39 protein-coding genes and 1 other RNA gene are annotated in these 24,138 nt (G+C 29.8%); 19 read left to right on the top strand and 21 right to left on the bottom strand.

All coding sequences use genetic code 11. From position 1 onward, the window contains the following. Positions 1-172: 172 nt before the first annotated feature. From HA151_RS03810 to HA151_RS03795, 5 genes are all read right to left on the bottom strand, one after another. Positions 173-442, bottom strand: a complete 270-nt coding sequence (locus HA151_RS03810; RefSeq protein WP_245151585.1) for a c-type cytochrome — start codon at positions 440-442, stop codon at positions 173-175. A gap of 138 nt (positions 443-580) precedes the next feature. Next, positions 581-1,636: a potassium channel family protein gene (locus tag HA151_RS03805; protein ID WP_209106197.1), complete on the bottom strand. Its 1,056-nt coding sequence runs from the start codon at positions 1,634-1,636 to the stop codon at positions 581-583. 183 nt (positions 1,637-1,819) lie between these two features. Then, complete coding sequence (locus tag HA151_RS09340; protein WP_011818220.1) at positions 1,820-1,951, bottom strand: hypothetical protein; 132 nt, start codon at positions 1,949-1,951, stop codon at positions 1,820-1,822. A gap of 77 nt (positions 1,952-2,028) precedes the next feature. Then, positions 2,029-2,382, bottom strand: a complete 354-nt coding sequence (locus HA151_RS03800) for a DUF1499 domain-containing protein (protein WP_025890629.1) — start codon at positions 2,380-2,382, stop codon at positions 2,029-2,031. Positions 2,383-2,736: 354 nt separating this feature from the next. Continuing rightward, complete coding sequence (locus tag HA151_RS03795; protein WP_209106196.1) at positions 2,737-3,120, bottom strand: DUP family protein; 384 nt, start codon at positions 3,118-3,120, stop codon at positions 2,737-2,739. 283 nt (positions 3,121-3,403) lie between these two features. On the opposite strand from HA151_RS03795, the gene HA151_RS03790 reads away from it, so the two are divergent. Next, complete coding sequence (locus tag HA151_RS03790; protein ID WP_011818215.1) at positions 3,404-3,715, top strand: DUF3303 domain-containing protein; 312 nt, start codon at positions 3,404-3,406, stop codon at positions 3,713-3,715. Positions 3,716-4,025: 310 nt separating this feature from the next. Here the strand turns inward: HA151_RS03790 and HA151_RS03785 are convergent, their stop codons facing one another. Further along, the gene (locus HA151_RS03785) at positions 4,026-4,268 is read right to left on the bottom strand and encodes a hypothetical protein (protein WP_209106195.1); all 243 of its coding nucleotides are present in this window, start codon (positions 4,266-4,268) and stop codon (positions 4,026-4,028) included. A gap of 22 nt (positions 4,269-4,290) precedes the next feature. Next, positions 4,291-4,527: a hypothetical protein gene (locus tag HA151_RS03780; protein ID WP_209106194.1), complete on the bottom strand. Its 237-nt coding sequence runs from the start codon at positions 4,525-4,527 to the stop codon at positions 4,291-4,293. Positions 4,528-5,475: 948 nt separating this feature from the next. On the opposite strand from HA151_RS03780, the gene HA151_RS03775 reads away from it, so the two are divergent. The 4 genes from HA151_RS03775 to HA151_RS03760 all read left to right on the top strand — a co-directional run bounded on the left by HA151_RS03775 (position 5,476) and on the right by HA151_RS03760 (position 6,469). After that, on the top strand, positions 5,476-5,727 hold the full coding sequence (locus HA151_RS03775; protein ID WP_209106193.1) for a molecular chaperone DnaJ: 252 nt from the start codon (positions 5,476-5,478) through the stop codon (positions 5,725-5,727). Positions 5,728-5,744: 17 nt separating this feature from the next. Continuing rightward, on the top strand, positions 5,745-5,900 hold the full coding sequence (locus tag HA151_RS03770; protein ID WP_012007524.1) for a hypothetical protein: 156 nt from the start codon (positions 5,745-5,747) through the stop codon (positions 5,898-5,900). Positions 5,901-5,987: 87 nt separating this feature from the next. Next, on the top strand, positions 5,988-6,215 hold the full coding sequence (locus HA151_RS03765) for a hypothetical protein (protein ID WP_209106192.1): 228 nt from the start codon (positions 5,988-5,990) through the stop codon (positions 6,213-6,215). Beyond that, the gene (locus HA151_RS03760) at positions 6,215-6,469 is read left to right on the top strand and encodes a hypothetical protein (protein WP_209106191.1); all 255 of its coding nucleotides are present in this window, start codon (positions 6,215-6,217) and stop codon (positions 6,467-6,469) included. Before HA151_RS03765 ends, HA151_RS03760 begins: the two co-directional genes overlap by 1 nt. A gap of 534 nt (positions 6,470-7,003) precedes the next feature. Here the strand turns inward: HA151_RS03760 and HA151_RS03755 are convergent. Continuing rightward, positions 7,004-7,669 carry an SDR family oxidoreductase gene (locus HA151_RS03755; protein WP_209106190.1) on the bottom strand — a complete coding sequence of 222 codons (666 nt, stop codon included), beginning with the start codon at positions 7,667-7,669 and terminating at the stop codon, positions 7,004-7,006. A gap of 166 nt (positions 7,670-7,835) precedes the next feature. Here HA151_RS03755 and HA151_RS03750 point away from each other — a divergent pair, with 166 nt between their 5' ends. The 8 genes from HA151_RS03750 to HA151_RS03715 all read left to right on the top strand — a co-directional run bounded on the left by HA151_RS03750 (position 7,836) and on the right by HA151_RS03715 (position 10,417). Next, a complete protein-coding gene (locus HA151_RS03750; protein WP_209106189.1) occupies positions 7,836-8,042 on the top strand; it encodes a hypothetical protein in 207 nt (68 codons plus the stop codon). A gap of 60 nt (positions 8,043-8,102) precedes the next feature. After that, on the top strand, positions 8,103-8,294 hold the full coding sequence (locus HA151_RS03745) for a hypothetical protein (protein ID WP_209106188.1): 192 nt from the start codon (positions 8,103-8,105) through the stop codon (positions 8,292-8,294). Next, positions 8,284-8,493 carry a hypothetical protein gene (locus HA151_RS03740; RefSeq protein ID WP_209106187.1) on the top strand — a complete coding sequence of 70 codons (210 nt, stop codon included), beginning with the start codon at positions 8,284-8,286 and terminating at the stop codon, positions 8,491-8,493. Before HA151_RS03745 ends, HA151_RS03740 begins: the two co-directional genes overlap by 11 nt. 181 nt (positions 8,494-8,674) lie before the next feature. Beyond that, a complete protein-coding gene (locus tag HA151_RS03735; protein ID WP_209106186.1) occupies positions 8,675-8,887 on the top strand; it encodes a TIGR02450 family Trp-rich protein in 213 nt (70 codons plus the stop codon). A 97-nt stretch (positions 8,888-8,984) separates the two neighbouring features. Then, a complete protein-coding gene (locus HA151_RS03730; RefSeq protein ID WP_209106185.1) occupies positions 8,985-9,158 on the top strand; it encodes a hypothetical protein in 174 nt (57 codons plus the stop codon). Positions 9,159-9,683: 525 nt separating this feature from the next. Next, positions 9,684-9,938 carry a chlorophyll a/b-binding protein gene (locus HA151_RS03725; protein ID WP_209106184.1) on the top strand — a complete coding sequence of 85 codons (255 nt, stop codon included), beginning with the start codon at positions 9,684-9,686 and terminating at the stop codon, positions 9,936-9,938. Positions 9,939-10,030: 92 nt separating this feature from the next. After that, a complete protein-coding gene (locus HA151_RS03720; RefSeq protein WP_209106183.1) occupies positions 10,031-10,228 on the top strand; it encodes a hypothetical protein in 198 nt (65 codons plus the stop codon). A gap of 6 nt (positions 10,229-10,234) precedes the next feature. Next, entirely contained in the window at positions 10,235-10,417 is a 183-nt protein-coding gene (locus HA151_RS03715; protein WP_209106182.1) for a hypothetical protein, read from the top strand. A 492-nt stretch (positions 10,418-10,909) separates the two neighbouring features. On the opposite strand, the gene HA151_RS03710 is transcribed toward HA151_RS03715, so the two are convergent. Beyond that, entirely contained in the window at positions 10,910-11,143 is a 234-nt protein-coding gene (locus HA151_RS03710; RefSeq protein WP_209106181.1) for a hypothetical protein, read from the bottom strand. A 2-nt stretch (positions 11,144-11,145) separates the two neighbouring features. Then, positions 11,146-11,436 carry a DUF1651 domain-containing protein gene (locus HA151_RS03705; RefSeq protein WP_209106180.1) on the bottom strand — a complete coding sequence of 97 codons (291 nt, stop codon included), beginning with the start codon at positions 11,434-11,436 and terminating at the stop codon, positions 11,146-11,148. A gap of 192 nt (positions 11,437-11,628) precedes the next feature. Between HA151_RS03705 and HA151_RS03700 the strand changes: the two genes are divergently transcribed. From HA151_RS03700 to HA151_RS03690, 3 genes are all read left to right on the top strand, one after another. Continuing rightward, a complete protein-coding gene (locus HA151_RS03700) occupies positions 11,629-11,856 on the top strand; it encodes a hypothetical protein (protein ID WP_209106179.1) in 228 nt (75 codons plus the stop codon). 77 nt (positions 11,857-11,933) lie between these two features. After that, positions 11,934-12,191 carry a Notch domain-containing protein gene (locus HA151_RS03695; RefSeq protein ID WP_209106178.1) on the top strand — a complete coding sequence of 86 codons (258 nt, stop codon included), beginning with the start codon at positions 11,934-11,936 and terminating at the stop codon, positions 12,189-12,191. 237 nt (positions 12,192-12,428) lie between these two features. Next, positions 12,429-13,178 carry an NAD-dependent DNA ligase gene (locus HA151_RS03690; RefSeq protein ID WP_209106177.1) on the top strand — a complete coding sequence of 250 codons (750 nt, stop codon included), beginning with the start codon at positions 12,429-12,431 and terminating at the stop codon, positions 13,176-13,178. A gap of 138 nt (positions 13,179-13,316) precedes the next feature. Here the strand turns inward: HA151_RS03690 and HA151_RS03685 are convergent, their stop codons facing one another. The 6 genes from HA151_RS03685 to HA151_RS03660 all read right to left on the bottom strand — a co-directional run bounded on the left by HA151_RS03685 (position 13,317) and on the right by HA151_RS03660 (position 15,728). After that, positions 13,317-13,484, bottom strand: a complete 168-nt coding sequence (locus tag HA151_RS03685) for a hypothetical protein (RefSeq protein WP_209106590.1) — start codon at positions 13,482-13,484, stop codon at positions 13,317-13,319. Continuing rightward, complete coding sequence (locus HA151_RS03680; RefSeq protein ID WP_209106176.1) at positions 13,459-13,599, bottom strand: hypothetical protein; 141 nt, start codon at positions 13,597-13,599, stop codon at positions 13,459-13,461. Before HA151_RS03680 ends, HA151_RS03685 begins: the two co-directional genes overlap by 26 nt. Beyond that, a complete protein-coding gene (locus HA151_RS03675) occupies positions 13,596-13,895 on the bottom strand; it encodes a DUF1651 domain-containing protein (protein WP_209106175.1) in 300 nt (99 codons plus the stop codon). The genes HA151_RS03680 and HA151_RS03675 overlap by 4 nt, the downstream gene beginning before the upstream one ends. Positions 13,896-13,980: 85 nt before the next feature. After that, complete coding sequence (locus HA151_RS03670; RefSeq protein WP_209106174.1) at positions 13,981-14,229, bottom strand: DUF1651 domain-containing protein; 249 nt, start codon at positions 14,227-14,229, stop codon at positions 13,981-13,983. Positions 14,230-14,335: 106 nt separating this feature from the next. Then, a non-coding RNA gene (gene ssrS / locus HA151_RS03665) (6S RNA) lies at positions 14,336-14,520 on the bottom strand. 17 nt (positions 14,521-14,537) lie between these two features. Continuing rightward, positions 14,538-15,728, bottom strand: a complete 1,191-nt coding sequence (locus tag HA151_RS03660; protein WP_209106173.1) for a 5-(carboxyamino)imidazole ribonucleotide synthase — start codon at positions 15,726-15,728, stop codon at positions 14,538-14,540. Positions 15,729-15,853: 125 nt separating this feature from the next. Between HA151_RS03660 and aroB the strand changes: the two genes are divergently transcribed. Next, positions 15,854-16,945 carry a 3-dehydroquinate synthase gene (gene aroB / locus HA151_RS03655; RefSeq protein WP_209106172.1) on the top strand — a complete coding sequence of 364 codons (1,092 nt, stop codon included), beginning with the start codon at positions 15,854-15,856 and terminating at the stop codon, positions 16,943-16,945. Here the strand turns inward: aroB and HA151_RS03650 are convergent. Next, positions 16,942-18,132, bottom strand: coding sequence for an SAM-dependent methyltransferase (locus HA151_RS03650; protein WP_209106171.1), 1,191 nt, complete (start codon positions 18,130-18,132; stop codon positions 16,942-16,944). The genes aroB and HA151_RS03650 overlap by 4 nt on opposite strands. Positions 18,133-18,163: 31 nt before the next feature. Here HA151_RS03650 and HA151_RS03645 point away from each other — a divergent pair, with 31 nt between their 5' ends. Then, positions 18,164-18,961 carry a TPM domain-containing protein gene (locus HA151_RS03645; protein ID WP_209106170.1) on the top strand — a complete coding sequence of 266 codons (798 nt, stop codon included), beginning with the start codon at positions 18,164-18,166 and terminating at the stop codon, positions 18,959-18,961. A gap of 23 nt (positions 18,962-18,984) precedes the next feature. Here HA151_RS03645 and HA151_RS03640 read toward each other — a convergent pair whose 3' ends face one another. After that, positions 18,985-19,758, bottom strand: a complete 774-nt coding sequence (locus HA151_RS03640) for a TIGR04168 family protein (RefSeq protein ID WP_245151584.1) — start codon at positions 19,756-19,758, stop codon at positions 18,985-18,987. Positions 19,759-19,876: 118 nt separating this feature from the next. Here HA151_RS03640 and nadA point away from each other — a divergent pair, with 118 nt between their 5' ends. Next, positions 19,877-20,836, top strand: a complete 960-nt coding sequence (gene nadA, locus HA151_RS03635; protein ID WP_209106575.1) for a quinolinate synthase NadA — start codon at positions 19,877-19,879, stop codon at positions 20,834-20,836. Here nadA and HA151_RS03630 read toward each other — a convergent pair. Genes HA151_RS03630 through HA151_RS03620 form a run of 3 tightly spaced genes read right to left on the bottom strand, consistent with a single transcriptional unit; the run spans position 20,833 to position 23,987 of the window. Further along, positions 20,833-22,188, bottom strand: a complete 1,356-nt coding sequence (locus HA151_RS03630; protein WP_209106169.1) for a S41 family peptidase — start codon at positions 22,186-22,188, stop codon at positions 20,833-20,835. The two genes, nadA and HA151_RS03630, sit on opposite strands and share 4 nt — an antisense overlap. A gap of 43 nt (positions 22,189-22,231) precedes the next feature. Next, the gene (gene ispG / locus HA151_RS03625; RefSeq protein WP_209106168.1) at positions 22,232-23,449 is read right to left on the bottom strand and encodes a (E)-4-hydroxy-3-methylbut-2-enyl-diphosphate synthase; all 1,218 of its coding nucleotides are present in this window, start codon (positions 23,447-23,449) and stop codon (positions 22,232-22,234) included. 34 nt (positions 23,450-23,483) lie between these two features. Further along, a complete protein-coding gene (locus HA151_RS03620) occupies positions 23,484-23,987 on the bottom strand; it encodes a uracil-DNA glycosylase (protein WP_209106167.1) in 504 nt (167 codons plus the stop codon). Between the last annotated feature and the right edge of the window lie 151 nt (positions 23,988-24,138).

Raw genomic sequence — 24,138 nt, 5'->3', positions numbered from 1 at the left:
TTTATATAATCAAATTTATTTGATGTAATTATTTCATATTTACTTTACAATTAATGCTTATTTTTATTTGATCTTATTAGCTTTTTAATTTGTCCTTAAACCTGTTTATTTAATATAAAAATGCTTCTTTAGTTTTCCTCATACAAACATATTAAAGAAGCAAACTTTTTATCTACTCCCAACCCTTTTCTGCATTTTGAATAATCCATTGTGCAAGAACCTTATCCTCTCCATCCTTCAATTTATTTTTATAACCTTTCATAAAACCAATACCATCATTAGCAATTTTTGTTATTGAACTTACATCAGCTATTCCTCTTTTTTCAAGGTCGGAAAGTTTTAATGATTTAGATCCTTTTAGAACGACTGATCCACCTCTTACATGGCATCCTGCACAAACATTTCTAAAAATTGTTTCTCCATCTCTAATATCGGAAGCCATTAAATATCTATTATGCAAAGAGGTTTGAAAAATAATTATTAAAGTTATTACAGGAATTACGAATAGAAATTTAAATATTTTCATTTGATTTATTTGGCCCACAATTAATTTAGCAATTAATTCTGAATCTCAATCTAGCTATTTTAATAACTCCACTGCTACAACTAGATTTCCTAGTAGTCCGTTCAAAATATTTAGTTGTTCTTTACTACCAAATGCTATTAAAACCTGACCCGGTTGAAGTATAAAGTTCCCTCCTGGATTAGTGAACAATTTTTCATTTTCTTTAATAGCTAAAATTTTTGCCCCACTCTTTTTACCTATTCCAAGTTCAGAAAGTGATCTTTTCTCTGCTGTTTCAAAAAGACTAATATCATTACTTAATTCAAATTCTTCAATTTCACATTCACTTCCTGCAAGCAGATCAAGAAAGTCAATAGCAATAGGTCTTAAGGCCATTGAGGCCATTGCTCTTCCTGCTGCGATATAAGGACTTACTACTATACTTGCTCCAGCTAATCTCAACTTACTTGCAGCTTCTTCAGTTCCAGCTCTTGCAATTACTCTTATAGAACTTCTTATCCCTTTAGCGCTTAAAACCACATATAAATTAGCAGCATCATTGGGCAAAGTAACAACCAAACTTTTGCATTTTTCTAATCCTGCAAGTTTTAAGGTCTCGTCAAGAGTTGCATCAGCACAAAGCACTTCTAAACCATTTTCTTCAGCAATCTTTTTTCTATCTTCATCGCTTTCTACAACAATAATTGGAATATTTTGCGTTTTGATTTGGTTTGATATTTCCTGTCCTACCCTCCCATATCCGCACAAAATTACATGATTTTCCATTTTTCTAAGAATTCTTTTAAAACGTAATTCGTTTACTCTTTGAAAATAGCCGGATTCGAATAATCTAACAGCTTTTTGAAAGGTAAATTGAATAAAGATCAATCCGCCTACGATTACTAAAACAGTTACGATCCTGCCTTCAGGGCTTAAAGGTTGAACTTCTCCAAAACCAATAGTGGTTATTGTGATCAGAACCATCCATAAGCAATCACTCCATTCCCATCCTTCTGTTATTCGATAGCCAATTGCACCTAAAAAAAACAGAAAGAATAAAGAATAAATAAGACCAAACCAAGGCCTTAAATAGTCTTTTATAAAATAGAACTCAAATAATCTAAGCTTCATATCCCTTATTATCGTTAACTATTCAAAAATTTCAAAAAAATTTTCTATTATGTTCCTAAAACTATTTATTTGTTTAAGTGAAATACGTATTAAGCAGGATAATAATATTTATTTTTGTAGCTGTTTGCATTAAACAAATGATTACTGTCTCAGGTCTTATTTAATGTTTCATAAAAAGTTAATTTAAGGTTTTACTTGTACTGATTCAATAAGAAAATCAGAAGCTGCTTTTAACCAATCCGCGACTGTAAGACGAAGGTCAGGTTGAGAATATACAAGCGCGACAATAATTCCAACTAAGATTATCTTCACCATGGCAATTCAAATATTCTTATGAATTAAAGCACAACTATTTAGTAAAAAGAACCTTAAATTTATAAAAAATAGATTAATTAAAATTTCTCTAATTGATTAAACAAGTATTCCACTCTTCTGAGATTAACTCCTAAATCAGATTGACCTAATCTTGCTGCAGATCTTATCTGAATAATTCCTTTTGATCTATCTACATAACTTCTAACATCAAGCTTTAAAATTTCGAGGTCATCTGGAAATCTAAAAATTAAGCTTCTACAAACACCTCTCCAATAATTTCTACCACTTTCAATAACTTCTGTACGAGGTAACCCTTCTGCCAGAGAAACAAGTTGAATAAACTTTTGATCAACATTTATTAGTTTCTTTTCTACTAAGACACTATTTAATGGATTAGTTATTGGAGCAAGACCTTGAATGGAGGAAACCATATTTTTAAGAAAGATATAGATGTTCTAACCGATTTCATACACAAAGTGAGAGAAAAAAGTAAATAAATTCCCCATAAATTTAATCTCTTTATAAAGATTCCTTATTTTTTGATCAAAATTCTAAAATTTGAGATTCTTAATTATTTTTTTTGATAATGATGGTTGTCTACCTTTATTACTAGTTAGTTTCCTAACCCATAAAAAAACTCCCACAAACAAAAAAATTTCAACAATAATTCCAACCTTTATCAGACTCATTTTTTATCCTCTTTCTTCTTGTTGGTGCCCTCAATGTATGGCACAAGAATATTTAATAACCACTTTTTAAATGAATTTAACGGTTTCATAATCTTTTTACTTGCCTTTTCTCCACAAACTCCTCCTTTTAATGAGATCCTCTATATTTGGCCAAGCTGCTATTAATTCTTTAAGTGCTTTTCTGTTAGGAGTATAGAAAACACATGACAATAGACTTATTACATAAAGTATGAACCATAACTTACTTTCTGAATAAGCTAAGAACAAAGAGAAAAGAAAACTTCCAATAAAGAAAAAGAAAAATGACCTATTTACTATTTCTAGTGGAGTTCTTTTAAGTCTGTAAAATTTAATCTTTTTTTTGTCCGGTTGCGTATCTTTCTGAAATTTACTTTCGTACGAATTAATTATTTCTTCTTCTAGAACTTTTTCATACTCTAAATTATCAATTGGATCGATTTTATCCTTTTTATTTATCATTTGTATCTATATAGTACAAATATGGTAACTAATTAAAGGTATTTTAAAAAGTATCAAATTTTATCTGTTAACTGGAGCTATACAAACAGATCATGGTTTTGAAAATACTTCAAGATTGTCTTATTTATAAAAGATAAGTTAGTCAAAATATTCTTTTTAATTTTCTCAAATCTTTCGGTCATTTAAAACAATCACTTCTATAAACTTCATAGCATTAATTAAATTGGGAGGCAATATCTAAATCTAGAGTTAAAATAGTTTAGAGATTCTAATAATAATCTATATGCAAAGGTATTTGATTTCCTACGAATTTACAGATGGCGAGGATCAAGAAGAAGGTGCAGAAATGCTAATTAATTGGTACGAATCAGGTGGGCCCCAAAACAGACCTGAAAACTATGAGGTTCATTCTTGGATTTTTATGGTTCAAAATGGGATTGGACATTCTGTAGTGAGTGCAGATTCTCTTGAGACAATTTGGAAGCAATGGCATCCCTGGAGAAGATTAATGGATATAAGTATTCAGCCTTGTATGGATCTTGATGAAACAGTCGGATTATTCAAAAAACAAAAAATGAATACACGGATAGTCTAAAAGAATTTCTGACTTCCATATATAAATTTCTTTTTAGTAGCACCTAATACTACATACATATCTCACTACGTTAAAAAGGATAAGATTAATTTTCCATGATGAATGATTCTTATCACATTTACTTCAAAGGAGAAATTCTTTTCAAGAATTTAAGTAAAGATGAATTCGAATTTGTTTGGGGAAAACTTTATACATCTTATATAAATGCCCTAAACAAAGAGCTAACCTACGAATTAATTAGTGAAAACAATATTATGGAGCCTGCGTTTAACCTTGAGCCATCTTACTAAAAAAGGGACTAAATCCTAGATTATGAATAAAACAAGAAAAGCTTTCTCTCGTTTATTTTGAGGTACTCTTTCTCTTCTTTAGTTATATCTAAAGCAATTTTGTTTGCTTCAACTTCGACATTAGAACTATAAGTTTCAAAATTTTCCTCTTTTTTAAATAGTGCAACAATGCCAATTTGTGTTATGAACCAAATAAAATGATCAGTTTCTCCAATTGGCTCCTCTTTTAAAGAGTCAATAATCAAATCGCTTGCTGAATCCATTTAATTTATTTGTGTGAGACTTTTAATTGCCTCCATTGCAAAACCTTACTGCCTCAGAATTAGTACCCCCATCTTCAATAATTTCGGCAACACATTTATTGAAAAGTTTAGACTCTTTTTTTACTGAACAGAATCCAAAAGCAATCGCAGCTAAAGCTATTGCAGATACGAAACTAGAACCGAGTTGTATAAAACCATAGGCAAACATAATGTTTTTCTTTCCAGAACATTTTTTTGAATCCTTTTTTTCTTCTGTCATTTTAATAATTTAACTCCTCCAAACTTATTTGATTAATTTTACGATTGGGAAGTGTTGCCATAGAGAAAACCGAATCAAGACTTAATTTAAACAGGTGAGACAAATTTTCAAAAATTCAAGTTCCCTTTTATTTTTCTTAACTTTATTTGTCAATTTGATACATAATTCAAAAATAAATTTTTTAATTTTTTCTCAACACTAGTTTCTTGAAAAGATCATTTTTATAAATATAAAAGTAATGATCCCACAGTCATAACAATAGATTATGATGCCTTTTAAACTATATTTAAACTTTTCTTGATGAAGTATTAATACTTAAAAAGTATTGCAGAAAAGCTTGTTTTGATCATGCTCCCCGAGAGTTATCCACTTTTTTAGTGTTTTTCAACAGGGTTTTCCACAATATGTTGATTAAATTAAATCTTCTATGTGCAAAATAAAATATTTTCTCTTTTTAAAAAAATATTTCAACATTTTGTTTTGATGATTTGTAAGATCTAAGTTGTAATTTTTTTAAATTGTTTTTCAACTTATGAATTTCCACAAAATAAAAAAAATTTCGACTTCTGAAATCAAAGAAAAATTTAAGAAATCAAAGTTTGATGTACTTACTAACGAAAATGATTTTTTAGTCAAAAATCTAAAAAAGCCTGGATAATCTACAGGATTTCACGAAAATAAATTTTTTTCAAAAAACTCATAAATTTAAAATTTTTTACTCTACTATTTACAACAATTAATTTTTTAAACTAGTTCATCAAATATAAATTTTCTATTAAAATTAAAAAATAGAACTCCAACAATAAACATTAAGAAAAAAATTCAGTTATATTTAAATAATCTCTATTCGAGATCTGATTAGAAATATTAACGGTAAATTCATAGGGCTTATTTTAATTATTTATTTATTCCTTTTACCTATATTTGAAAATTAGTTCCAGTTAAAAGATGAATACTCAAGAACTTAAAGTCAACTACAAAAAGCTTTTAAACAAAGCTGTTAAAGCAAACGGACGTAAAGAAACAGTTTCTTACTTAAATCGTGCTGCTAAAATCAAGTCAAAACTCTACTCAAATACTAAAGTAAATTGCTTTAGATGTAATGGAGCAGGTTTTCTAAGAATTTCATTAGATGAGACTAAAACGTGTCTATCTTGCTATGGAAAGGGTTTTTTAATTAAAGAAATTCAGCAGGTTTAAAACAAATTTGACTATTAATGAAAGATCTTATTCAAGCTCACAAAAAATTAATTAAAACAGTAAAAGAACAAATGGGATTTTCTGATTATGGGATGTACTGGTTGGCTTTCCTAGAAGGGGGGTTAACTATATGGTTGCTAGATAGAATATTTTTCCACTGGCTAAAGTTTTAATTTTGATTTAATATCAAATATGCTTTAGGCGTTAAAAATTAATTTGTCGAAATCATTTTAAAGGTTGTAGCATAGTAAAAAACTAATATGCAATTACTGGGATTAATTCTTCTTCTAGCTAGTAGCTGGTATCTATGGAAATTAACAGCAAACTTTCTTGATGAACCAACAAAAAAAGAGCTCACTAATAGTTTTAATAACCTCAAAAATAAATTCTCTGAGGGGAAACAAAATTTCTCTAAAGCAAAAATAAGCGAAGCTTGGGAAAAATATAAAGAAGAAGGCGGTGCCTTATCTAATAAAGAAAAAAGCTAGTGGACTTTTTTATTATTACAAGTTTCACTAAAGATATTTCTAGAATTGATATAATTGGTATTTTGATTGGCCATTTAATTTTTGGTATTGCTTTGACACAGCTTTTAGATTGGACGTGGTTAAAGAACCTTATGAGTGAAGAGGATAGAACAAGTATGCTTAAAAGTTATACATGGAAAGACTTATTAGTAGATGGAGCAATCGTCACAGTAGTTCTAGGAATAATCTTTTTGATAATTAGCATTTTTCTATAAATGAACATAACTTACATCCTTTTATTTTTTTTAATGTTATCAATTATGATTTTCACTCAAATAATCAATTCCTCCGATAAATCAAAATAAATGACAGAAGTAACTAGCAACTCCTCAAGTGGTTGGTACTTAATCGCTTTAGTAAGCACTTTATCTTTTTTAGCCTTAATTTACTTCGGCCAAAAAAGTTAGAGTACATTTTGAAAGACTATTTAAATTCATAAAAAAAACTCTACAACCACAAGAGATGCAGAGCTTTTGATTATTAAATAATTGATTTATATAAATCTATTGATTATAAAACCTTTTTTCTTAATTAAAGAAAAAGAGACCGATGAATGTGATGAAGATACTGAATTCACGGCCCCTTTGATAACCGCATTTTTCGGTAGATACGACAATGAATCACCTCCTTTACTAATGTTTTTTTAAAGATAACTAAAAGAATTAAACAAGGAAAGAAATACGGTAAAAATTTAAAAGTTTTTTAACAAATCTTCGCTATAAATCTATTTAAGATAAAAATTATAGATACTACCAAGGCAAAACTTCTCCGTTGGCATGCCAAAAAGTACCAGAATTTTTTTTATTTAGAGAATCAATACGTTTTAAAAGGCCATTTGCTGATTCTTCAGGACTAATTCCATTTCTTGTAAAGCCAGTCATTCTTGTACTCACTAACCCAGGATGCAAAATAGCTACATAAATATCATCATTTGATAAATCTATAGAAAGTGATTTTGCTGCCATGGACAAGGCAACTTTAGACATCCTGTAACCATAAGAACTTCCAGATGAATTATCTTCAATAGATCCCATTCTACTTGTGATAAAAGCAACTTTAGAAAATCTTTTTAAAAGATGTTTAAGTGATTGAGTCATACATATGGGGCTCAATGCATTAACTTCAAATTGACGCAAAATACTATTCTTATCTAAGTTTTCGAAAGAATTAAATTCATAAATTCCTGCATTATGAATTAAGCAATCTAAATTTACTCCAGATAATTTTTTACACAAATTTGTAATCGACTCATTAGAAGTAATTTCTATATTCTCTTCAACTCTCACTCCTAAATCTTTAAGTTCTTTTGAAGCTTTCCTACACGTTGCAATTACATTATCTCCCCTCTTATGAATTTGCTTACATAATTCTAATCCAATACCTCTATTTGATCCTGTAATTAGATAGGTCGGCATCTTTAAGCTAAAAGATAAAAAATTAATCTAAATCCAAATAAAAAAATTCAAACTAGAAAAAGAAAAAATTTATAAATTTTAAAGTTTATTGAGGTTATAATGTTTATTATATTCAAAAGATTTTATAAAAGAAAGCAAAGATATTTTTATCATAAAAATTTTATGTATGGCAATTTTCAATCAAGAATTTATACAAGAGATTATTAGGTTAACGTGGAGAAATCCTGCTTTTATGGCTATAGCTATTGCATTAGTCTGGCTTATCCCACAATTATTTATCAGAAAAATAATGGCAAAAAAATATGAACAAAAAAAATTAGAAATTCAAAAAAATAAAATTCAGAAGCTGTACCCAACCAATACTCCTAAATAAGATTTTTATTTATAAGATGATCTAATGAATCAAAAAATACTTTTTGCATCTAAGTAAAAAATGACCTACAAAATAATTAGAATTGATGGGAAAGATGACGAATTAACCGCCCAAAGTTTTGATAATTATTCAGATGCATACGATTTATTAGAGGAACTATATGGAGATTTATGTTGTTCAGATGCTGATTATGGAGACATAACCTATTACGATATTGTGGAAAATAATTTAAAAAATATTAATGGAAAATAAAAAATGGTCTCCATCCCAAGAAGAAAATATAGGGGTAATAACGAGTGTATATGAATTCATTAAGGAAGAACTTTCAGAACTTCAAAAAGAAACTGGATGTCCCGATTCATTTATTTATGATTTTATTGGCAAAATTCAGAATGAATGGCATCCTGAATCTTGCCACTCCATAGTTAGAAATAAAAAAGAGAAAAATTAGAAAATATTAAATCTTCAACTTAAATTTATAAAACTTCTTTAATATAACCTGAATTTAAAAATATTAAATCATGTTTATTAGAATACTAGGTATCGTACTTATCCTTGGTACGATTGCATATTATGGTTTAGTTTTGACTGGGCAAAGCAACCTTTAGTTTTTTCAAGTTTAAAAATTTCTCATGAAATGGCCTCCTAGTCTTTGTTGGACAGCACCAAAAACTATTAACGGTAATAGGCATTTTCAAGTTAAAGCTTATGGTGGTAAAAATGAAGATAGATGGGTTGATATTTTTCCAACCAAAAATAAAAAAGATATCAAAAGGATCTCATGGGCAAAACTAAAATCAGAATGGACTTCTGGATGGTTAAGGCTCCCAAAAGATAAAGATTAATTTGTTTATGTAAACAAATATTATTAACCAGAAAACTGTAAAAAATAATACCTAATACAAAAAAAATAACTTCTAAAATTTTAAAAAGCTGTTTAATATGAACCCAGAACCGAAGAAAAAACTCCCTAATAAAAAAGTTATAAGTTCAGCAAAATTTGAGGCTAAAGAACAATTTACAAAATCTGCATTAGAAAATTTAAAAACAGAAAATGAAAGACTTGTTAATTCCTTAAAAAAATCTGGGGAAATTAAAGAATCAAAAAGAAAATAGACTTACAGTATTAAAATTTTTTTATTATTATATTAATTTACAGGTTGAGAAATGATTGAAAAAATCTCACTAGCAAATTCTCATTTACCTCAACTTATTGGGTTTGTACTCATGTCAATTGGTTATACATTAGGCAATAAGTTTTACCTTCCAGAAATCAAACAAAAGTAATATTTTCTAGTTACTAAAAACATTTAAATAAATAACATTGAAAATATATTCCTACTAAGAACTTTTCTATACTTATTTTTGATTTGGAAAAACAAGACTTTAAAGCTAATACTGAAAATTAATTAAGATTAGTCTTAAGATAAAACTGGTACATAAATGTAACATTATGGCCTTAAATAATTTGAAATCCAAAGAAAAAGTAAGAATTCATACTAATTTTTTTTAAATATGTTACATTCGTTAATAATTCAAGTTAAGGTTTCCTCTTTCAATAAAACAGAAAAAGGAAATGTTTGATACACAAAATGTCATTTATTCTTTTTCTTACTAATTGATCACATATGAAATATAAAAATGGATGCTCTTACTAGTTTTATAGTTGTTATTATCGCAATTACAATTCAATTCTCTTTATATGCGATCAAAAGGTTACAAGAACCTTTAGAACCAAATTATTTGATAGTTAAAAATTCAAAAAAAATAAAAAACTATATGGGTAAATATTGGAAAAATGCCGAAATAACAAATGGGAGATTAGCTATGATTGGTTTTACGGCTTTAATAATAAATTACGGCTTTTTTGGTTGGATAATTCCTGGTTTTATTTAGGCTAATTTTTAGGATTTAAGAGTAAATAAATCTCTCCTTCAAGACAAACTCCCCTTTTTTAAAAAAAAATTTTATTATAAATAAAAAAACGATTGAGTAATTCTGATTTTGATAAAAATGGATTAGACAGTCAAGGAATACATTGGCTTCAATATGCTGCTTTTGCTGTCTCTAGTTTTGCAATATTTACTACTTGGGCATTTTTTTATGATGAAAGATTCCACAATTTTGTAATGAATATTTTTAGAGTTATTAACTGCAGTGGATTTAACTGTAACGGAGCTTTTTGAAATTCTATGGCTAATCCAGATCAAAAAACAATATTGATTGATAATGCCTATGTGGAAATTAAGAATATTTGTACAAATCTTCAAAAAGATACTGATGCTTCAAATTTAGAAGTTAAAAGTTTACTAAAACTAATTATGAAAGAATGGGAAGATAAGCAAAAACGCATAACTGGTTTTGGATTCAGATAATTTTTACAACTATCCAGAGGCTCATATGATATTAAATATTTTTAATATGAATAGATTTTTTATTCTGAAGATTTAATATTCACAACTTTTTTTTGAAAAGAATTAAAAAGGAATGAACCCCAAATAGAAGATTCATCCCTAAATTAGCATTAGTTTTATCAAGATTTGAATTATATAAACTAACTCCTCTGGTGGACTGTCAATCATGAGATCCCTCCGATTCTACAAATTAAACTTAGGTCTTACTTATAAAGAAAGTAAATCGGTATAAATGCTGATTAATTATTTTCTAAAATGTTTGAATTAAAGAAGCTAATTCTGGCGCATCTAATAAAAGTGCAAAAAATGTAAGCACAACTAATAGAAATATGGAAAAGTAAAATTGAATCATATTTCACAAACTACTTAAAAGTTTTTTTCTAAGTTGTATAAAATAATGCTTTATTTACATAATTAAATATCTACACCAACAAAAGGTTAATCTGAGAATCATTAAGATGCTTCAGGAGAAAATATAGTCCTATTTTCTTGCCAATACACACAACCTTTAAGTAAATGATCACCCTGAGGTATAAGTTTTTCGTATCTTGGACAAATCAAAACTGTAGCAAAAGTTTCTGTAGTGTTGTAGCGAAAGTGATTGCAAGTAATACAAATCTTTGTACGTTTTCGTTTTAGTATAGGTTCTTTTAGATATTCCCATTTTGACGGATTTAGATTAATCATTATTACTGGAATTTATTAGTAGCAATTTGCCAACCTCCTGAAATTAATTCATTCCATGTTTCACAAGCACACTCAATAGAAAGAAGTCTTGAATTTTTAAGTTGGGCTGGCTCACCTAATTCATTCGCATAGAAAAGGTGAGTATATACTTTTAAGTTATCAGATACAGATCTCTTATAACTCTCAAAAAAAATTAACAAACCACTTTTTTGGTTAAACAACCAGCCAGTTGGGGGGTCAATAAGGCTGCCACGATAAAAATTAGTCCAAACATTAGCGACTCCTGATGTCATAAGGATAATACAGTTGTACTATTAATATAAATGTACTATTTGCCGACGTCAAGTATTTCTCCAAGTAATTATTTAAATACGAGCTTTAATTTTCTGAAATAATCAGCAGTAAACTTCTTATTTGGTAATAGGGTATACAAGTAGTTCCCTCAAAAGAAAAATATCATTAAAGAATAATTCTAAAAAAATAAAATGTATCGAAATCCCTTTTATTTAGGATGGAATAAAGGTTGGTCTTTTCTATTTTTTTTAGAAGGTGGCATCGCAAAAATTGAAGCAAAAGGTTTCGGTATATCTATTACAACAGAAATTGAGAAAGGAGAATCACCCTTAGAATCTGCAGATAGATTAGTCTGGAAAGAGCAAAGGATTAGAAAATCAAGATATTATTCTTGGGTTAGATCTGTTAATGAAAAATAATAAATTAATCAGTCCTTCAATTATTAAAGTAATTTGTTGACAAGCAATTTAAAATAAAGTTTAGTTATTTATTTTTCGTGTCCAATAAATTTTATGAATGGTGGCAAAACCATAGAAAAGTTTTGACCTATGGGGCTTTTATCATCTTGTTTGGCTTTTATTTATCTCCTCTTGTAAAAGAAGCAAAATATAAAAACCAATGCATTAAATACTCTACTAAAGGGGCATTAACTAAATTTAATAAAGACGATATCGGAGAAACTTTATTAGAAGAAACAGGTTTAAATATTGATGAACTAGCAGAGATTGAAGGTTATAAGAATTGTATTAATTAAAAAGTTTGCAAAAATTTCGCTGAGTTTTTCAAATATTAATGGTATTTTTAAGCTTACTTTATTAACTTTATTATTAATATCTATATAAATAAGTCCTTAAGAATATATATGATTGGCATATCTAAAAAACAAATTTTTTTATTTCTTTTAGGGACTGTTAAATATGAAGACAGAGAAAAATGGATAATAGATAAACCAAGTTTGATACCTATCCAAAAACGTAAGCCAAAGTATTAAATGAAGACTTATTTAGAAGAGCGAATTGAGTGGTATGACGATAATTATAGAGATGGTAATGCTTTAATATCTGATAAGCAGTTTGACCAACTTGAAAAGAATTTATTAAGAACAAATCCTAATTGCGATTACTTTAAAAAGAAAAATAAACTTGTTTTACCTTCATTAGAAAAGGATTCAATAGATGAATTTTTGAAAGGATTATTAGAAGATACCAGATTATTAATTGAACCTAAAATTGATGGTTGTGCTGTTGCTTTGCAATATAGGGATGGAACCTTTGAGAAAGCAATTTCAAGAAAGGGGACTGATGTTACTAGTAAAATTATTAAAATCCAAGATATTCCAGATAATCTTGCTTTAAAAGGAATTCTTCAAGTTAGAGGCGAGTTATTCTCACCCAACAAAAGTCCAAATATCTCCCAGAGAATTGCTTCTGGATTTCTCAGAGCTAAAGAAGGATTCTTTGAGGGTCTTAGCTTCTGCGCATTTCAAATACTTAATTCAAAACTTAACCAATATGAGTCCAAAAAGAGTCTTTCCAAACTTGGCTTTACGATCCCTCAGGATATTTCATGTAACTTTACGAGCCAAGTTCAAGTATTTAGAAAACAATGGCTAGAAGGGAAGCTCTTTAGAAAATATCCAACAGATGGAATAGTAGTAAAAATAAATTCTAGAAAATTACAATTAATTAGAGAAAAATCAAATTTAGATTATCCTTATTGGCAAGTTGCAATAAAAAGTTAGTGGAATTAGTACACCAGATTTTCCCTACATGGCATATTTACTTGGACATGTTTTTGATTGGCTTTGCAACATACGGTTTTCTAAGAATTAAAAAAAAAATAAAAACCAAATAAATAATTCATAAATAAAGTTTTTAAATCATTCATGTTCCTTAAGCATAGATTTAAGTTGTTCGCTATCTAATTGCTCGAGATAATTTCTCATTGCCAACCAAGATCTTCTGCTTTCTAACTTTCCGCTTTGTTTAAATAAATTTGCAGAAACTTGATCTATCAATTCTTTATGTGTCATATTTGTATTCTTCATCAAGTTCAATGACAACACCATTAAAAAATTCTGCTAATAATTTTGATGGGTCTTGTACAGATATCTTTCTATCAACTTTTGATAGTTTTTTTTTGATTGGATTTAAGTTAGTCATACTGATTCAGGTAATTCAAGTTCTTCAAAAGTCCAACCTTCCAATTGAAGGTCATGCCATTTATCCCAAGCATTATCCAAATACATTTGAGTTGATGATTTAATTGCCATTGGCTCACCAAGATCATTTGCATAATATGTATGAGTAAAGATTCTCATACTATTTCTTGGAGATTTTTTATTCCTTGTAAATAAAATTAATCTGCTGCGATCTGGGCTAAGCAACCAACCACTTGGTGACTCATTACGATAACCGTAAGAAAAATTAGTCCAAACATTAGCTCCTCCTAAAGTCATTAATAAATAATACATATGTACTATTAGTATAAATGTATTGGAAATGGATCGTCAAGTTTCTTGGCAAACAAATTATTTATACTCATCAAAAATAACTTTTAAATATACTTGTCTTCCTCCAACCTTCTTCCAATAACTGCTTATATTCTTTTCTTGCATCTTCAATAGTTTCTACTCTTGAACCCTTCATAACTGGTTTACTAGATCTTTTATAAATACACCCATAACTAATCTCCATTGCATTAATACTTGGAGATGGTTTAGAAATATCCTCAAATGGTTTGAATACTTTTATTCGATTTCTTTGCTTATTTATCAAAGTAAACTCTTCCATTACTGTTGTTACCGATTGCTAATAAGTTCCTGCATTTTGGTCCTTCACCACTAATCATGAAAAATAAAATACCTACTAAAAGCTTGTTATAGCAAGCATTCTAGTAGGTAACACCGGATCCCCGTCAGTTCTCTGCTGCATCGACCTGGAAATGCCAGAAGAGGATTCAAAGTGGGCTTTCGTTTCCGATTACAAGATCGGTTTACTACCGCATCACGACAGTCTCCTCATGTCGAAAGAGAGTCAGATCAGAGCACATAAAGAAGAACTTAACCAAAGATCCAGTGACTTAACTCTAACTTATTTTTTTATCCATTTGGAGATGGCCATATGTCTCGTACCATAGTTAACAAAACTTGTGCCTCATCATATCTTTCTGAATGCGTTTTACCATTTAATAAAAATGTAATGTGAGCCATTTTTCTTCCCAGAATTTCTCGAGATTTACCGTAACAATGAATATTAGAACCTTCAATTTCAGATAACATTTTAATTCTGGTTTCCATTGAGATTGGGAAATTCTTTTTTAATCCCAGTAGATTTATCATAATTGCCCCTTCACAGTTCATTTTAATTTCAGGAGGCATTATCCCAGAAGAAATGCAAACATATTGATCAAACTGACTTGAGGTACAAGCTTCAATAGAGAAATGAGCTGAATTATGTGTTCTAGGAGCTATTTCATTAATTAAAAGACCATTATCGCCATAGAAGAATTCAATAGCTAAAACTCCAACGTAATTAAGTTCATTAACTATTGAAGAGAAAATATTTATTGCAAATAAGTTCAAATCATATTCATTTGTTCCAGGTGCAAGAACCCAATCACAAACATGGTTTGATTGGAATGTCTCAACTATTGGAAAGAATCTTATCTTACCGGCCCTATCTCTCGAACCAACAAGAGCCAATTCTTTTTCATACTCTATCCATTCTTCTATTAACCATTCATCAGAATTATTCTCTGTTAAAAAAGAATCTAAATCTTCTTTTGTCTTTATTTTTCTGTTCCCTTTGCCGTCATATCCACCTTTATTTGATTTTGCCATTAGAGGAAAAGTCCAATTATTGATTTCCTCATCCGAGAGATTTTTAAAATCTTCAATACTTATCCACTTTGGACAGGGAATATTCATCCTATCTATTAATTTTTTTTGAGAAAACCTATCTACTAATGGTTTAATGGCATTAAGGCTTGGAACAAAAATATCTTTATTGCCAATTAAATTTAATTTATCAATTTTTATCCATTCATTTTCAAAAATTATTTTTTCACACTCATTAATTAATGATTTATTACCTCTTATCTTTAAAGGATCAGCTTCTATGACATGATCTGCTTTTAAACCAGCAGGGTCATCACAAGATTTTGTCTGCACACATACTTCTAAATCTCTTTTTTTTGCTGCCTCGGTTAACATCAATGCAAGCTGACCCCCTCCAATTATTCCTAGGGAATAATTTTTCTTAATATCGTTTATATTTTTTTTAAAACTCATAGCATGATTTTATTACCATTTCTAATTCTTAACAACTGAATTTTTAAGTATCTAAAGCTTAGATTTTGCTAATATATAAAGTATTTAATACCAAATATTTATAAATTTTAACTAGGTAATCAATTGTGAATAAGAGAAAAATATTAGTCCCATTAGGTGATAAGTCATACGAAGTAACTCTAGAAGCAGGGATACTGAATAATATCAGCGAAGAACTTTTAAAAATTGGAATAACAAAGAAAAGAAAAATACTTGTGATTTCAAATGAAGAAATATCAAATTTGTATGGTGAAAAATTCTTAAATAATTTAAAAGATAATAAATTTCAGGCCAAAATGTTCCTCATCAAGGCTGGAGAATCATATAAAAACTTAAAAACCTTAAGTGAAATATATGATGTAGCATTTGAATTTGGCTTAGATAGAAATTCAATAATTATTGCACTAGGAGGAGGAATTGTTGGAGATGTAAGTGGTTTTGCTGCTGCGACTTGGCTGAGAGGTATCGAATATATTCAGATTCCAACAACATTATTATCAATGGTTGATTCATCTGTGGGAGGGAAAACAGGAGTAAATCATCCAAAAGGTAAGAATCTAATTGGAGCTTTTAATCAACCTAAAGCAGTTTTTATTGATCCAGAAACCTTAAAAAGTTTGCCCAAAAGAGAATTTAGTGCAGGCATGGCTGAAGTAATAAAATACGGAGTAATAAGAGATAAAGAACTTTTCGAATACCTAGAAATTGAAAAAAACAAAAATGAACTTATAAATCTCAAAAATGAATATTTAATTAAAATAATTAATAGTTCAATTAAAACAAAGTCTCATGTTGTTTCTCAAGACGAACATGAAAATGGTGTTAGAGCAATATTGAATTATGGTCATTCTTTTGGTCACGTTATTGAAAACTTATGTGGATACGGCAAATTCCTTCATGGTGAGGCAATATCAATTGGCATGAATATTGCGGGGAAAATAGCAATTGAAAAAGGGTTATGGTCTAAAGAAGAATTTGAGAGACAGCGAATTCTCTTAGAGAGTTATGATCTCCCTACCGAGATTCCCAAAATAAATAAAGAAGATGTTCTAACAATACTTATGGGTGATAAAAAAGTTCGTGATGGCAAAATGAGATTTATATTACCGAAAGAAATTGGTGCTGTTGATATATATGATGACGTAGAAGATTCATTATTTTTAAAGTTTTTTTCTTAACGCAAACAGGTTGAATTTATATTCATTTTCTTCTCATTAAACTTTTTAAAAACAAACCACTTAAAATCACCTAAACAAACCGGATCAACAAGTCTAAGTAATGCTTCTCTCCTTAAAAGAGCATTTGATAAATTTTCCTTAAATTCTTTCTGAATCCCATAAAGTCTCTCTGCTAATCCAAGCGCCAACAAAGCCTCTCCTTGTTTATTTATTCCATCAGTATTAAATCCAAGAGTCTCAGCATCATTAATTAAAGTTTCTATGCACACATGAGATGTTAAATCGCAATTTCCAGGAGAATCTAGGACATTATTCTTCATTTTTTGATTTTCATATGAAACTATCGTCCCATCAGAATTCTTAGAGTTATAGTATTTTTTAGCTTCTTTAGCGTAATCAATTATCAATAAAATACCATTATTGATTTTCCCATAAATAGCTTCTAACCATTTTGAGTTATCTACATGCCATTCTGTCGTCCATCCTTCAAGAGCATCTTCAGGCGGAATAGTTATTCCTAACTCACTTTTAGCAAGTTCAAAACTTTTTTCCAATTCGCGTGTAATTGGCATTTCATCAAAAAATAATTTATGAGATTTTTTGTCTATAGAAACTGCTTGTCGAATTAATTTTCCCTTTGAGAAGGTTATTCTTTCTACTGGCAAAGCATCCAAAACCTCATTTGCTAGAACTATTCCATTTATATTATTTTCCTCTACTTCATCCAAACCTTTCCATAAAATATCAATACCTAAGTTCAAAAATTCCTCCAATTTATTTTTTTGTTTTTCTACCATCCCTTCATTAGGTTCAATAATTACAAAAGAAACTCCTTCTAAAAAATTTTTGCTGTTTTCTAAAAAATATTTAATTAATCCACTCATAAAGCTTCCATCTCCAGCCCCAAATTCAGTTACAGATAATGTCTGATTAAATAAAAAACTACTTTTGAACTGAATCAACCAATCTTCTATTTGTTTACCAACCAAAAAAGCAAAATCATCAGATAAAGATGGAGATGTGACAAAATCTCCTCGAACGCCTAACTCAGCTTTACCGCTGCCGTAATAACCATTAATAGGATCATTTAATGCAAAATTCATAAAGTCATAAAAACTTATAGTCCCACCCATTTTTATTATTTTTTTTACTAACCAATCTGGATTATTCGCGGGTAAGCTATTCATCGGCGAAAATATAAAGAGACAAAACTTATTTATGCCTTCAAAGATTAACTATTTATTAGGAATATTTCTATCTATTTTAGTTTTAATTTCACATAAACCCGTTTTCGCTATAAATAATCCAAATCTCTTACCTGAAGAAAAAACACCAGTAATTGATTTAGCTAAAACATTAAGCCCTAATCAGAAAAAATCTTTAGAGGAAAAGCTCAATAGTCTAGAAATTGAAAGTGGGTGGAAAATTAAATATTTATCTCAGTTTGAAAGTTCTCCTGGTAGTGCAATAAAGGACTATTGGGATTTAGATGAGACAAGTTTGTTGATAGTTGCGGATCCTAGAGGGGGAAATTTGCTGAACTTTAACGTAGGAGAGGCTTATTTTAATTTTATGCCAAGGTTATTTTGGGTTGAACTTCAAACAAGATTTGGCAACCAATACTATGTTAAAGATCACGGTGAGGATGGTGCAGTATTAGATGCAATTGATTCAGTAAAGATTTGCCTCGAAAGAGGAGGTTGCCAAGTTGTCCCTGGCCTACCCAAAGAGCAATATATATGGACTTTATGTACATCAATTCTGGGAGGTTTAGTAGCAGGTTTCGCATCTGCTCCAAGAAAAGAAGGTCAAGTCATATCAATTGGATTTTTAGCTCTTCTTTCACCTTTATGGGGAATGTTATTCGGAATTTTTGGTTTGGCACCGATAATATCTAGAACAAATGATTTATTACCTTTATTTAAAAATGGTTTAGCTTTTACAGCCGCAGGAATTGCGGGTTATATCTTATCTCAAACATTATTTTCAAGATATGAAAAGCCCAAAAATACTTAAAATATGATCAGAGATATTTAACCCTAAAAAAATTTATCTTCTTCACGAATTTCGCCAGACTCTGAATACCATCGATGAGAAACATGCCTTAATTCCTTATTTTCAAACTCAATCCATGAAAAGTTAATTAGCAATTTCCCATCTTCATCAGTTTTATATCTTGGCACTACAGCAGTGTTGAAATAAATTGTTCCTTTGCTATCAATTTTAAACATTTCTCTTAAACCAAGATTTCTTTTAAGCCGTTTGTGCATATGACCAAAAATTACAAGATCAACTTTTCTTCTCTTTTGTATTTGAGAAATAGCAGCAGACAAATCTCTATCTCCCCAATCTAAAGAGGGTAATTTCCAGTCCTTCCCACAAATGCTTTTAGGTTCTGAACCTAAACCCGAAGGACCAGCATGAGACATAATTATTAGAGGTATTTCTTCAACAGTCTCTTCTGAACATTTGATAATTTTATTTATTGAATCTTGTTCGGTTATAGGTCCATAAACGCCTTTAACTTCTTTTGCAAGATAATATCCGCCGCCAGAACTACATGGTCTAGCAGACAATAAATTTATTTGATTATTAAAAACTTTCAAATCCCATGCACAATATTTTTCACCAAGAACACGTATCTGCCTTGAGAGAGTTTCGCCTGTAGAATCTTTCCCTCTATCATGATTTCCTAAAATCACAAAAGTAGGAATTTTGATCTCATTGATTTTTTTAATTATTTTGACACTTCCATCAGAAATATCACCAACAAATAAAACGATATTTGGTTTGATAATCGATAAAACTTTCAAGTCTAATTCAGACCATTGACCATGACAGTCACCAACAATAGCAATTTTTAAATTTGTCAGAATTTTTTCTGTTTAAAGGCATATAATCTATTTAGAGATATTCTAAATCCTGACCAGTATAACTTCTACTGCAAAACAGAAATCATTTCAAAACGAAGAGGATTTGATTTCTGAAATAAAGGAGCGTTGCAAAAAAGCTAATGCAATTATTCTTGCGCACTATTATCAAGCTCCAGAGATTCAGGAAATTGCAGATTTTATTGGCGATTCATTAGATCTATCTAGGAAAGCTGCAAATAATGACGCAGATATAATAATTTTTTGCGGTGTACACTTTATGGCCGAAACCGCAAAAATACTTAGCCCTAATAAAACAGTCCTTTTACCAGATCTTGACGCAGGATGCTCATTAGCAGACGATTGTCCTTCAGATAAATTTCAAAAGTTCAGAGAAGAAAATCCAGATCACTATGTCGTAAGTTATATAAATTGCACTGCAGAAGTAAAAGCTCAAAGTGATCTGATATGTACAAGCAGTAATGCAGTCTCATTAATTAAAAAGATACCTGAAGATAAAAAGATAATATTTGCGCCAGATCAGAACCTTGGGAGATGGGTACAGAAAAATTCAGGAAGAGATCTTAAATTATGGCCTGGCAGCTGCATTGTTCATGAATCATTTAGTGAAGAAGCACTTCTAAAATTAAAATATCAAAATCCAGGATCAAAAGTCATCGCTCATCCTGAATGTAGTCAAAATTTACTACTTCTATCGGACTTTATTGGATCAACAAGTAAACTGCTTGATTTCGTAAGTAAAGATCCATCTAAAACTTACATGGTATTAACTGAACCCGGAATAATCCACCAAATGAAGAAGAAAGAACCTAACAAAATTTTTATTGAAGTCCCAGATGTAGAAGGTTGTAAATGTAACGAGTGTCCATATATGAAATTAAATACCTTACAAAAAATTCTTGATTGTTTGAAAAACAATTCCCCGTCTATCGAACTTGACCCAGAAATAATAAGAAGAGCCTATGTACCGATAAAGAGAATGCTAGATATGAGTAATTAATTTAATGCAAATACCTGATCTTTTTTATTAATTTTTAGGAATGCATTAAGGTTTGTAGTGTTTGGATTAAATTCACTTATCTGATTATTTCTTTTAATTATATTTACTAGCTCTTTTTCACCAGCTCTATATTGTTTATCTTTTCTAGTGCCGATCTCTCTTTGAAGAATAGGGTTAATATTCATTTTTACTTCTATGTCTGGAATAATTCCAGATTTGTTTATATCAGTGCCGTTTGGAGTTAAATACTTAGCGACTGTAACAGTAAGACCTGAACCATCAACTAAAGTTCTCATGGATTGAACTAGACCCTTACCAAACGTTTTCTTGCCAACTAATTTTCCTCTTTTGTTATCTTTTATTGCACCTGAGACTATTTCACTAGCACTGGCAGAACCCTCATTAACTAAGACAACTAAGGGCTTTTTTGTTAGAGCTTGACCGTTTCCTTTTTTTGTTTCTTTTAAACCATCTTTACTTACTGTACTTACTATTACTCCTTTGTTAATGAAGTGCCTTGAGATATCAATGCTTGATTCTAATAAACCTCCTGGATTACTTCTCAAGTCAAGAACATATCCTGAGACTTTTTTTGTTTCTAAATCCCTAATAGCATCTCTAGTCTCCTTTGATGCATTTGCATTAAATTGTTTAATCCTTACATAGCCAATTAAGAAGCCATTTTTAGTTTGGTTGACTTTACTTGATACAGATTTTATTTCAATTTTTTCTCTTAATAAATTCTTAAAAAAGGATTTAGAACCTCTAAGAATTTCAAGCTTTACTTTGGTACCTCTTTTTCCTCTTATTAATTTCACGGCCTCCTCAATATTCATACCTTCAGTAGAAATTCCATCTATAGACAATATTTTATCTCTAGCTTTAATTCCAGCATCAAATGCAGGGGTGCCCTCTATAGGAGAAATGATTATTAAATCATCAGATTCTTTATCTTTAACTATTTGGATACCAATTCCAGTTAATTCACCAGAGGTATCTATTCTCATTTGATTAAATTCCTTAGGTTCCAAAAATCTTGTATAAGAATCATCTAAATTAGAAAGCATATCTCTTATCGCATCATATGCTTCATTGCTATCTGAATATGTTTTTGATAAAACTTCTTTTCTTAGATTAATCCAATTGGACTTTTGAAATTTACCGCTTGAATCAAGAAAATCTCTATATACAATTTGCCAAACATGATCAATTACTTCTTTATAACTATTATTTAAAACTGTTGCTTCTGCAAAATTATTTAAAAATAGCCCAGAAAAGGATGTCGCAAACAGAATTATAAATTTTTTTTTAAGCAATTTTCTTATCTTAAAAGGATTTCTATACTTTTTCATTATAAAAAGAATTTATTTTTAATTTCAAAAATTTGATAAATCCTTAAGGATCAATCCATTTTCCATCATCCTTAATAAGTTGAATTAATGCATTAACCCCTTCATCTTCAGGTACTCTTTTTATCTCTTCTTTCCTTCTATATAATGCAATAGTTCCTTTGCCTTTCCCAACATAACCATAATCAGCATCTGCCATTTCTCCTGGTCCATTTACTATACATCCCATTATTGCTATATCTAAACCAGTCAAATGTGAAGTGGCGTTCCTAACTTTATCTACAACTTCTTCTAAATTGAAGAGTGTTCTCCCACAACTAGGGCAACTGATATATTCCACCATCGTTTTTCTTAGTCCTAAAGATTGCAAAATTGAATAGCAAACTGGTATTTCCTTCTCTGGAGCTTCTGTTAAAGAAACCCTGATAGTATCTCCTAATCCCTCTGCTAAAAGCGTTCCAATTCCAGCAGTACTTTTTATCCTTCCATAATCGCCATCTCCAGCTTCAGTCACTCCTAAATGTAAAGGGTAGTTATATCCTTCTGAGTCAAGTCTATCTGCGATCATTCTGTAAGCTGCCATCATGACTGGAGCCCTAGAAGCTTTCATAGAAATTATTATGTTATGAAAATCAAGCTCATCACAAATTTTGACAAACTCCATCGCAGATTCTGTCATTCCCAATGGCGTATCTCCATAAGTAAAAAGCATCCTCTCAGATAGAGAACCATGATTTACTCCAATCCTTAGAGCTTTGTTTTCAGCCTTTAAAACTTCAACTAAAGGAGTAAATCTTTTAAGTATTGTTTGTTTAATAGTTTCAAATTCCTCGTCTGTATATTCAGTTCTCGTGGGGTCTGATTTTTCAAACACAAACAATCCTGGGTTAATTCTTACTTTATCAACATGTTTTGCAACCTCCATCGCAATTTTCATACCATTATGGTGAACATCCGCTACCAAGGGGGTGTTGATATTATTTTCTAATAATTTTGCTTTAATATCTCCTACTGCTTTTGCGTGCGCTAAGGAAGGGACAGTTAATCTTACAATTTCACAACCTACTTCATGAAGTCTTTTGATAGCTAAGTAAGCATTTTCGACGTCCATAGTATCTTCATTTATCATAGATTGAACTCTTACTGGATAATCACTTCCAATAGCTACATCACCAACCATTACTGTTCTAGTTATCCTTCTCTCAATATGAGTTGAATATCTTTTGGAGAGACTATTAACCTCTTTTGATTGAGTTAATGACATTAAAATTTTTGATATTCAAAAAGTATCAACTAAATTATACGGCATATAGTTTACTACTTACATTCTCTAGGTCATTCAAAGTTAGATGGTATGGTTTATTGATTTCTTTTGAAGGAAATCTCAACAAATAAGATGGATGAAAAATTACCATAATTTCTCTCCCATCTTTTTTAATCCATTGACCTCTTAAATTACTTATAGGATCTTTAACTTCTAAAATAGCTCTCATAGCAGTAGAACCAGTAAGTAGTATGAATTTGGGATCAACTAGCTTTATTTGCTGTAATAACCAAGGTTTATGAATATTAATTTCTCTAGCAGTGGGTTTTCTATTATTTGGTGGACGACATTTAATTACATTACAAAAATAAACATCCTTCTTATAATCAATCCCTGCTTTTATTAATAATTCGTTTAATAACTTACCAGATTTACCTACATAAGGTTTTCCTTCTAAATCTTCCTGTGCTCCAGGTGCCTCACCAATTATTAACAAATTTGCGAATACACTTCCTCTCCCAATTACTAACCTTTTCACCGAAAATAAAAACTTTAAATATTTTTATCTTAAGAACTCAAAACATGAAAATAAAATAGATTAAGAAAATGAACTAAATTAAACCATAGTGTGATAGTTTTATTTATTCTTAATTTATGCATTTGTCATTATTAAAAGTCATATTAGAAAA

This window comes from Prochlorococcus marinus XMU1419 (assembly GCF_017695955.1).
GTDB lineage: Bacteria > Cyanobacteriota > Cyanobacteriia > PCC-6307 > Cyanobiaceae > Prochlorococcus_A > Prochlorococcus_A marinus_AD.
This window is presented reverse-complemented; position numbering and strand designations above follow the sequence as displayed.